The 7,200-nt window shown below is 65.1% G+C and carries 5 protein-coding genes and 2 pseudogenes; 4 read left to right on the top strand and 3 right to left on the bottom strand.

Annotation, left to right across the window (positions count from 1 at the left end; genetic code table 11):
• The 4 genes from ACRDUX_RS12710 to ACRDUX_RS12695 all read left to right on the top strand — a co-directional run.
• Positions 1-1,863, top strand: a 1,863-nt coding sequence (locus ACRDUX_RS12710) for a winged helix-turn-helix domain-containing protein (RefSeq protein ID WP_526414384.1), incomplete at its 5' end; no start/stop codon positions are given.
• Positions 1,864-2,611: 748 nt separating this feature from the next.
• Positions 2,612-3,262, top strand: coding sequence for an HD domain-containing protein (locus tag ACRDUX_RS12705; RefSeq protein WP_526414383.1), 651 nt, complete (start codon positions 2,612-2,614; stop codon positions 3,260-3,262).
• A gap of 210 nt (positions 3,263-3,472) precedes the next feature.
• Entirely contained in the window at positions 3,473-4,939 is a 1,467-nt protein-coding gene (locus ACRDUX_RS12700) for a catalase (RefSeq protein WP_526414382.1), read from the top strand.
• Positions 4,940-5,034: 95 nt separating this feature from the next.
• Entirely contained in the window at positions 5,035-5,478 is a 444-nt protein-coding gene (locus tag ACRDUX_RS12695; RefSeq protein WP_526414381.1) for an ankyrin repeat domain-containing protein, read from the top strand.
• A gap of 547 nt (positions 5,479-6,025) precedes the next feature.
• Here ACRDUX_RS12695 and ACRDUX_RS12690 read toward each other — a convergent pair.
• From ACRDUX_RS12690 to ACRDUX_RS12680, 3 genes and pseudogenes are all read right to left on the bottom strand, one after another.
• Positions 6,026-6,292: pseudogene (locus ACRDUX_RS12690) on the bottom strand (cupin domain-containing protein); the annotation flags it as partial.
• Between the two features lie 61 nt (positions 6,293-6,353).
• Positions 6,354-6,709, bottom strand: a pseudogene (locus ACRDUX_RS12685) (FAD-dependent oxidoreductase); the annotation flags it as partial.
• 110 nt (positions 6,710-6,819) lie between these two features.
• Positions 6,820-7,200: beta/alpha barrel domain-containing protein (locus tag ACRDUX_RS12680; protein WP_526414380.1), on the bottom strand; the 381-nt coding region annotated here is incomplete at its 5' end.

Raw genomic sequence — 7,200 nt, 5'->3', positions numbered from 1 at the left:
GACCTGGACCACGCCGACGTCGAAGAGCTCACCGCCAAGACGGACGGCTGGGTGGCGGCACTCCAGCTGGCGTCGTTGTCGCTGCGCGGCCGCGACGATCCTGTCCGGCTCATCGGCACGATGACCGGCCGCCACCACGCGATCAGCGGGTTTCTCGTCGAGAACGTACTCAACACCCTGGAACCGTCGATGCTCGATTTCCTGCTGGCCACGTCGATCACCGAGCGCATCAGCGGGGACCTGGCGACGACGTTGACCGGTGTGCCGGACGGGCAGGCGATGCTCGAACAGGTCGAGGAGCGCGACTTGTTCCTGCGCCGGATCGACGAGCAGTGGTTCCGTTACCACCAATTGTTCGTCGACTTCCTGCGGCACCGGCTCGGTCGTGATGAACCCGAGCGGGTCGCGCGGTTGCACCGCGTGGCGTCGACGTGGTTCGCCGAGCACCGCCTGGTCAGCGAGGCGGTCGATCACGCGCTGGCCGCCGGCGATGACCAGCGGGCGGTGCAACTCGTCGAAAACGACGGCATCCAGTTGGTGGCGAATTCCCAAATGGGCACGCTGATCGGGCTGGTGGGCAAGCTGCCGGCCGCCGTCGTGCATTCGGATCCGCGGGTGCAGATCGCCCTGGGCTGGGCCAACATTGTGCTGCACCGGATTCCAGCTGCCGAACAGGCATTGACCCTCATGGAATCCGGGCTGGGATCGTGCGACCTAGACGACGACGAAATCACAGACCTGCGCGCGGAAGGCGGGGTTGTGCGAGCGGTTGCCGATCTGCGCTCGGACCGGCTCGCAGGCATCGACGAGCACATCGCGGCCTGCCTGGCACGTCGAGATCACCTGCGTCCGTTTGCCGTAGGCGTGGCCGCCACCGTGGCGACCTTCGCCGCCGCCTATCGCTACGACCTCGACGAAGTGAATCGAATCCAGGCGTGGGCGGTGCCGTACGCCGAACACAACCGGGACAACTTCAACATCGTGCACGGACTCTGCTACTCAGGCCTTGCACACCGATTGATGCTCGACACATCGACGGCGGAAGCATGCTTCCGCAAGGCTCTCAAAATCGCCAAGCGGTCCGGCGGCAGCCACTCCTACACCGCTCGGCTGGCGAGTTCGGCACTGGGCGAATTGCTCTACGAGCGAGGCGATCTCGACGAGGCCAGCCGCCTGCTCGAGGAGGGCTACAAACTCGGACCCGAGGGTGGCTCGGTCGACTTCAAGATCGCCCGCTACGTGATCGCCGCGAGGATCAAGGCCCTTCAGGGCGACCGGTTTGCGGCCGGTCAACGGCTTGACGAGGCCGCCCGGGTGGCGCAGGCGCTATCACTGAACCGGTTGCGGGCGATGGCGGAGCATGAACGCACCCGCCTCGGGCTTGCGCCGTATCCGGGGTCTGATCCGTCGCCGCCGACGTCGTACGAGCTACGCCGCCAACCGGTTGACGCGATCGACGAGATCACCCTGCAGTTCGAAGAGGCCTCGGCAATCCGGATCTTGATGGACGCCGCCGATCCGGACAAGAGGGAACTTGCCTGCCGGTGGGCGAAGGAGTGGGTCGAACGAACGGCGACGCCGAACCGCCCACAGGCGTTGTTACGAGCGCGTCGGCTGCTGGGTGCCAGCCTTTCGGCCGCCGGGCATGCCGATGAAGCGAAGACCACGATCGCGGCCGTCGCGGCGCAGTGCGCACAGTTGCGGATGCTGCGTTACCTCGTCGACGGCGGTCCGTACGTGGCCGCAACGCTTTCGGAGCTACGTGCAGACCAGCGGTCCGCCCGGTGGCAGCCCCAATGGCCGGACGTCCCGGCCGATTTCCTCGACCAAGCGATCAACGCGCAAGTGGTGCAGCGCATCTGACCGCGTCCACCTCCCGACGCCGGCGGCCGGGTGCAATAGTCGGTCGTCCGGACAGCCCTACCACCCAAGCCTGCTCACGTTCCGATGGGGACGGATGCTCGACGGGCTGGGTATCGAACGGGTACGGGTCGGGTGAATACGACGCGCGACATTCGTGCGCGACGCTGATGCACCTCCGCCACGTCCCTATCGCAGGTATTGCAGCGTGGCTGGGCCACGCCAGTGCCGCCTTCACGCTGCCGGTCTACGCGCGCAGTCAAGACGATGCCCTCAAGGCAACCGCGAGCAGTTTCGGCCGGGTTGTGACAACTCGTGACACTGAGACGGGTTCGCAGGACTGAGGCCTCAGCCCGAAATCCCTTCTACCAGCGACTTCTCAGTGCCCCCAGTGGCGCTCAAACATATAATCGATGCGGTTGAGCACACATTCTTAGGCAGCGCCACGATGAGCGCCCGCAAGGCTCGCCTGGCGTAGGTCCCCATCCTCGGTGGCGTCCAGCCCACCCAGTCCCGCGGCAGATTACAGCTAGCAGGTATGCCGGTTGCATGGCAGCGGTAGCGACATCGGGGGTCGTGGGTGTGACGATGATCAACGAAGGTAGCCGTGATCACACCACGGGCCCGCTCTAAGGGGCGCAAACGTGGGGCGTGCCCAAACCGGGAATGTGGCGGCAGCACTGTGTCGCCATGCCGACTCCCAAAACTGGGCGCACACAACCCAATATGTCGCTGATTCCAGGAGTTGCACATGTCTACCATTGCGGCCGACAGTATCGCCGGCGTCGTCATCCCCGACACCGACCTGGTGCGCGAAATCACCGCCTTCATCAGGGACACCGAGGATGATTTGCTTTTCGATCATTCGCGGCGTGTGTTTCTGTTCGGCGTGCTGCAGGGCCGGCGCCGCGGACTGCAGCCGGATCTAGAACTGCTCTATGCCGGGGCCATGTTTCACGATGTCGGGCTCACCGAGACCTACCGCACTTCCATGGTGCGTTTTGAGGTCGACGGGGCCAACGCGGCGCGCGACTTCGTGCTGGCTCACGGTGTCGGCGAAGCTGACGCCCGGAAGGTCTGGCTGAGCATCGCGTTGCACACCACACCCAACGTGCCCGAATTCCTCGATCCGGAAATCGCCTTGGTCACCGCCGGTGTGGAGACCGACGTGCTGGGTATCGATCGTGAGGCGCTGTCCCCCGAGGCGCTTGAGGCCGTCACCGCCGCCAACCCACGACCAGATTTCAAGCACCGGATACTGCGAGCGTTCAACGACGGCAACAAACACCGCCCGCACAGCACTTTCGGAAATGTCAACGCTGACGTACCCGAGTATTTCGACCCATCGTTCGTCCGCGACGATTTCGTCGATATCATCCGGAACAACAGCTGGCCCGAGTGAAATGCACCCCGACAGCACCTCTTCGAGCTCGCCAAACGGAGAGTTCCGGCGGGTAACAAGCCGGAGCCGCGGCCGCCCAGCGCATCGAGTGTCCGAATCTGTGGATTACTTGTCGCTTTTCACGTTGCAGCGACGCCCCACGCTCAGCGAAATTGGAAATAGTCCAACCAGGCCCGACCTACACCTCTACCCGCCGCCAAGGAGAAGAACATGGCATTCGAAGAAAACACCAAACCGCTGACCACCGCGGCGGGAGCGCCCGTCACGGACAATCAGAACAGCATGAGCGCCGGTCCACGCGGCCCGCTGCTCCTACAAGATCTGTGGCTGATCGAGAAGCTCGCCCACTTCGCCCGCGAAGTCATCCCCGAGCGGCGCATGCACGCCAAGGGTTCGGGTGCCTTCGGCACGTTCCGCGTCACGCAAGACATCAGCCAGTACACGAAGGCGGCGATCTTCAGCCAGGTCGGCAACAGCTGTGAGATGTTCGCCCGGTTCTCCACAGTGGCTGGCGAGCGCGGCGCGGCGGACGCCGAGCGCGACATCCGCGGATACGCGCTGCGCTTTTACACGACCGAAGGCAACTGGGACGTGGTCGGCAACAACACCCCGGTGTTCTTTCACCGCGACCCACTGAAGTTCCCCGACCTCAACCGCGCCGTCAAGCGCGACCCACGCACCAATATGCGTGACCCCGAGAACAACTGGGGCTTTTGGACCAACCTGCCGGAATCACTGCACCAGGTCACCATCACCATGAGCGACCGCGGCATCCCGAGGTCATTCCGGCACATGCACGGCTACGGCTCACACGCCTACAGCATGATCAACGCCGAAGGCCAGCGGCACTGGGTCAAGTTCCACTTCCGCACCCAGCAGGGCATCGAGTGTCTCACCGATGCCGAAGCAGGAGAACTGATCGGCCGCGACCGCGAATCCCACGGCCGCGACCTGTTCGACGCCATCGAGCGCGGCGACTACCCGAAGTGGACTGTGTACATCCAGGTGATGCCCGAAGCAGACGCCGCCACCTACCGCTTCCATCCCTTCGACCTGACCAAGGTGTGGAGCCAGAAGGACTATCCGCTGATCGAGGTCGGCGAATACGAGCTCAACCGCAACCCGGACAACTACTTCGCCGACGTCGAGCAGGCCGCGTTCACTCCGTCCAACCTCATCCCGGGGATCTCGTTCAGCCCGGACAAGATGCTCCAGGGCCGGTTGTTCTCATACGGAGACGCAGCCCGCTACCGGGTGGGCGTCAACCACCACCAGATCCCGGTCAACTATCCCCGTGCAGCCAAGCTGGTCAACACCTACCACCGCGACGGGGCCATGCGCGTCGACGGCAACCAGGGCGGGGTCGCCGGTGTTGAGCCAAACAACTTCGGCCGCTGGGCTGAGCAGCCCGCCTACGCCGATCCCGCTGAGTCGATCGGGTCCACCGCGGATCACTTCGACTTCCGCGAGGACGACGACAACTACTTCGAGCAACCCGGTGACCTGTTCCGGCTCATGACCGGCCACGAGCAGCAGAGGCTCTTCGACAACACCGCTCGCGCGATCAAGGGCGCTCGGCACCAGACCGTCGAGACGCACATCGCGAACTGCACCCAGGCCGACCCCGCCTACGGCGAAGGCGTGCGCAAGGCGTGCGAAGCCCTGGGCGCGCTATAACAGCCAACAGCGACCGAGTTCGTCGCGACTTCCCCCCGGGCCTTGGGGACAGGAAAGTTCGGCGTTCGCCCGACGCTGACCAGTTTGGAGTTGACATGGCAGACAACGTGATCGACGAATCGAGAGCCACCCTGGATCCCGAGCTCATGGACCTGGCGTCACGCTTGTTCGACTCGGCTCGCAGCGGCGACGCCGCAATGTTGGCCGCTTACGTCGACGCGGGCGTACCCGTGAACCTCACCAACACCAACGGGGACACCCTGGTGATGCTGGCGGCCTACTACGGACACGAGTCCGCTGTCTCGGCACTGATCGCGCGCGGGGCCGACGTGGATCGGCACAACGATCGAGGACAAACTCCGTTGGCAGGCGCGGTCTTCAAGAACGACTCGACGATCATCGAAATGCTGCTGTCAGCCGACGCCGACCCGCTGGCAGGCTCACCGTCCGCGCTCGAGACCGCGCGGTTCTTCGAAACGGAGGAACTCGCGCGGCAACTGCTGCAACACATCCAGCGGCGGCGCAGCCTGAACGTCTAGCCGCAACACGCACATGTGGCATCGTGCAGCCAATGACCATGCGCGCAGTGCGGTGAGCCTAGTGCACTCTGGCTGGGCGCGCTGGAGCGAACCGATGTCGGTGCTGGTGCCCACCGACACCCGGTAGATCGTCACTGCTCGATGCCGCGAAGACCTCGCTGGTTGGCGGCCGAATCGTTCGGGTTGCCCTGGGTCGGCGGCGCCGAGGGCGACTTCCCTGGAACCAGTGCCACTCGGCGTGTCCGAGGTGTTCGTGGACTCCACCCGGCCCACGGCGCGACCGTCGCCGCTTGCGTACAGCCCACGGCTGCGCCCGGGGACATCGGTGTCGTTTCCGCTGGCCCGGACTGACCTCGACCAGATCACCCCGCCCACTTCACGGTGCACACGGCGATTGGCGCACTCGAAGGACGCGACCCGTGGGCCGAGTCGATGCCCGCCCGCAGCGACTGCCGGAGGATCTGGTCGAACACGGCAGGACCGTCGCGGTCGCCCGCCCGCGCCCGCCGGGCCGACGAAAGCTGATCGGGGGACGGAGTGAGACGGCTCAGCTGAAATTGCAGCCGGGGTCGGGGGCGTCCTCGGCGAGCGGTTTGCCGACGGGGTCGACGTAGATGACCTGCAGGACCATCGGAACCGCTCCGAGGTTGCGCCCGATGTGCACGTGGTCGGGTCCTGCAGGTTCGATGACGGGGTCGCCGGCGTTGTACACGCCGTCGATCGAGCAGTCGGACATGTTGTGGGTCAAGGTGCCCTGTTTGACGACGGCGATGAGTTCGCCGTCGTGCCAGTGCCACCCGGTGCTACCGCCGGGGGCGATGGTGATTTCGCGAGTGATGTAGTCGTGGCCATGACCCTGACCTCGTGGCTGTCGGCGAGGTATCCGCGACCGTGGACCACGGTGATCCCATGCGACGCGACCAGCCCGCTGAGCCCTTTGTGCAGGCGTCGAACTATGGACTGCTGGTAAGCGTGCACCTTCTCGGCGTCGACCCCGCCAAACGTCATGTCGATACCGAATTGGCCTGCTGTGCGGGCACTGTCGGCGACCTCTGCCGCGCAGGAGTGCCTTGGTGGGTATGCAGCCGCGGTGAAGGCACGTCCCACCGAGATCGTTCTGCTCGACGAGGACGACGGAGCGGCCGAGTTCGGCCGACCGGATCGCCGCGGCATACCCGCCGGATCCGCCGGATCCGCCGCCGAGGATGACGACGTCTGCATTGGTGGACACAAGGACTCCTGTTGTTCGGTGGTGGTTGGTGGACGTCCGTGCTACTTCTTGGTGCGACGACGGCCGCCGTGTTGGGTCGTTCGACGTGCGCCGACCTACCGACATCGTGGTCACCAGCCGCGTTCGGCGAGCCGGTGTGGCTGCGCGATGTCATCGACGTTGATGCCGACCATGGCCTCGCCGAGCCCGCGCGACACCTTGGCCAGCACGTCGGGATCGTCATAAAAGGTGGTGGCCTTCACGATCGCCGCCGCACGGGCCGCCGGATCACCGGACTTGAAGATGCCCGACCCCACGAACACACCCTCGGCACCGAGCTGCATCATCATCGCCGCATCCGCCGGGGTGGCGATACCACCGGCAGTGAACAACGTCACCGGCAACTTACCCGCCCGCGCCACCTCCACCACCAGCTCGTACGGCGCCTGCAACTCCTTGGCCGCGACGAACAACTCGTCCTCCGACAGCGACGTCAACCGACGGATCTCCCC

Source organism: Mycobacterium sp., assembly GCF_050701675.1.
In the GTDB taxonomy this organism is placed as follows: domain Bacteria; phylum Actinomycetota; class Actinomycetes; order Mycobacteriales; family Mycobacteriaceae; genus Mycobacterium.
This window is presented reverse-complemented; position numbering and strand designations above follow the sequence as displayed.